The following is a 1,842-nucleotide window of genomic DNA, read 5'->3' as shown; positions in this document are numbered from 1 at the left end:
ACTGGTGATGATGGCCTGGTACGGCCGCCAGGAATCGTGGGCGCATTGCGGCTATCCCGGACCGCCAACGGTTTGAAAACCGTATCGAGCCTTTCGCGGGCAAGCCTCGCTCCTGCTGCAGCGAAGGCGTCATCTGCCTCACCAAAATATCCAGAACAATAAGAGAACCCGAAGATGCCCGTACCCGATCCGTTCCGCGAAGGCATGGCCCGCGGCTGGAAAACCCATAACGGTTCGCAACTGAGCCAGGACCTGACCCTCGAAGCGGATGTGGCGATCATCGGCAGCGGTGCCGGTGGCGGCACCACCGCCGAAATCCTCAGCGCAGCCGGCTACAAAGTGCTGCTGATCGAGGAAGGTCCGCTCAAGACCAGCAGCGACTTCAAACTGCTCGAAGACCAGGCCTACGCCAGTCTCTATCAGGAAGGCATCGGGCGCATGAGCAAGGATGGCGCGATCACCATCCTTCAGGGCCGGGCGGTGGGCGGCACCACGCTGATCAACTGGACTTCCAGTTTTCGCACTCCGCAACCGACCCTGGAGCATTGGGCCAAAGAGCACAACGTCAAGGGTCACAGCCCGGCCGACATGGCGCCGTGGTTTGAAAAAATGGAGCAGCGTCTGGGCGTCGCGCCGTGGATGGTCCCGCCCAATGCCAACAACGACGTGATCCGCAAAGGCTGCGAAAAACTCGGCTACAGCTGGCATGTCATCCCGCGCAACGTGCGCGGCTGCTGGAACCTCGGCTATTGCGGCATGGGCTGCCCGACCAACGCCAAGCAATCGATGATGGTCACGACCATTCCAGCGACCCTGGAAAAGGGCGGCGAGTTGCTTTACCTGGCCCGCGCCGAAAAACTCGTCATCAGCGGCGACAAAGTCACCGGCCTGCATTGCGTGGCGATGGACGAGCGCTGCGTCGAACCCACCGGTCGCAAGATCACGGTCAAGGCGCGGCATTACGTGCTGGCCGGCGGTGGCATCAACTCACCAGGCTTGTTGATGCGTTCCGGAGCGCCTGATCCGCACGAACGCTTGGGCAAACGCACGTTCCTGCATCCGGTGAACATGTCCGCTGCGTTGTTCGACGAGGTCGTCAACCCGTTCTATGGCGCGCCGCAGTCCATTTATTCCGATCATTTCCAATGGCAGAACGGCACTACCGGCCCCATGGCCTACAAACTGGAAGTTCCACCGCTACACCCGGCGCTGGCCGCGACATTACTCGGGGGCTTTGGCGAAGAAAACGCCGGGCACATGACCAACCTGCCGCACACGCACGCCATGCTGGCACTGCTGCGCGACGGTTTTCACCCGGACAGCCAGGGTGGCAACGTCGAATTACGCAGCGACGACACGCCAGTACTCGATTACCAAATCTCGCCTTATACCTGGGACGGGTTGCGCCGGGCATTCCACACGATGGCCGAGATCCAGTTCGCCGGCGGCGCCCGGGCGGTGATGCCGATGCACGCCGACGCGCGCTACGTCAAAACCCTCGCCGAGGCACGCACGCTGATTGACGGTCTAAGCCTGGAGTTGTACCGCACTCGTTTGGGCAGCGCGCATGTGATGGGGGGTTGCGCGATGGGCGAAGATCCGAAAAATGCCGTGACCGACAGCCTCGGCCGGCACCATCAATTGGCCAATCTATCGATTCATGACGGCTCGCTATTCCCTACCAGCATTGGCGCAAACCCGCAGTTGTCGGTCTACGGCCTGACGGCGCAACTGGCGACTTCTCTGGCCGAACGTTTAAAAAATCCGTGAAAAAAGCGATTATTCGCATCGTCTATAGTGCTTTCTTACCCAACAGGCGACTTGGCCGACCGGGAAGGCTGC

General features: G+C 61.0%; 1 protein-coding gene and 1 pseudogene. Both read left to right on the top strand.

Annotation, left to right across the window (positions count from 1 at the left end; genetic code table 11):
* Positions 1-76 (top strand): annotated as a pseudogene (locus D8V06_RS10280) (twin-arginine translocation pathway signal protein); the annotation flags it as partial.
* A 98-nt stretch (positions 77-174) separates the two neighbouring features.
* The gene (locus tag D8V06_RS10275; protein ID WP_130930915.1) at positions 175-1,770 is read left to right on the top strand and encodes a GMC family oxidoreductase; all 1,596 of its coding nucleotides are present in this window, start codon (positions 175-177) and stop codon (positions 1,768-1,770) included.
* The last annotated feature ends 72 nt before the right edge of the window (positions 1,771-1,842 follow it).

Origin of the sequence: Pseudomonas sp. Sample_24 (genome assembly GCF_004307605.1) — a bacterium.
Lineage (GTDB): Bacteria > Pseudomonadota > Gammaproteobacteria > Pseudomonadales > Pseudomonadaceae > Aquipseudomonas.
This window is presented reverse-complemented; position numbering and strand designations above follow the sequence as displayed.